Consider the following 748-nt stretch of genomic DNA (forward strand, 5'->3'; position numbering starts at 1 on the left):
GCCGCGTCCAGCAGCACGGCCAGCGCGCCCGGCCCGCGCGCCCGCGGCCATTTTCCCCCTCGGTCCCCCTGCTGGGCGCGCAAAAGGCCCGACAGACGCCAGACGTCGCCTTCGATCAACAGGGCCTCGTGGAACTGCACGATCTCCCAGCCGGCCGCGGTCTCCACCGCCACGGCGTTCGCTCCCGGCCAGGACGGCCGTTCGGCTCCGACTCTCGGGCGCCGGCCCTCGACGCGGACGACGATCGCGTTCCTTCGATCCAGCCGGTGGCGCGGGCCCGGCTCCAACGCGCGACCAGGGTCCCCACCGTCGCCGGTTCGGCTGCGTCCCCCCGCGCGTCAAACGCCTCCAGCGACGCCCCCGCCGACACCCGCATCGGCCGCCATGGATCCGCCGCAACCACCGCCAGCGGCCGGTCGTCGCTCTCGAACCCGACCAGCGGCGGCAGGGCGAGCAGGCGAAGGAACGGCGCGCCCGTGCGCAATGAAGGCTCCGGCGCCCGTGGATTCTCCCGTGGATCGATCGGGTTCGCGGCCGGAACGGGTTCCAGCATCGCCGAAGGCGTCTCGTCCCGTTCCAGCCGCACGATCCGCCAATCGCCCGCGCGCCCGTCCACCGACACCACGTCTCCCGGCTCCAGCCTCAGCAGGTCCAGCGGGCCCAGGGCCGCCGTCAGCCGTTCGCCGCCGACGGTCAGGGCCCGCTCCGCCGCGGCCTTGGCCAGCCCGCTCGAACACACCGCGGGCAG

1 protein-coding gene and 1 pseudogene are annotated in these 748 nt (G+C 74.9%); both read right to left on the reverse strand.

Annotation, left to right across the window (positions count from 1 at the left end; translation table 11 throughout):
• Positions 1 to 287: GTA baseplate fiber-binding domain-containing protein (locus AC2W7C_RS18610; protein ID WP_486002670.1), on the reverse strand; the 287-nt coding region annotated here is incomplete at its 3' end.
• Positions 288 to 586: 299 nt separating this feature from the next.
• Positions 587 to 739: pseudogene (locus tag AC2W7C_RS18615) on the reverse strand (phage tail protein); the annotation flags it as partial.
• Positions 740 to 748 lie beyond the last annotated feature (9 nt).

This window comes from Brevundimonas sp. CURTG3B2_SDJG (genome assembly GCF_057364705.1).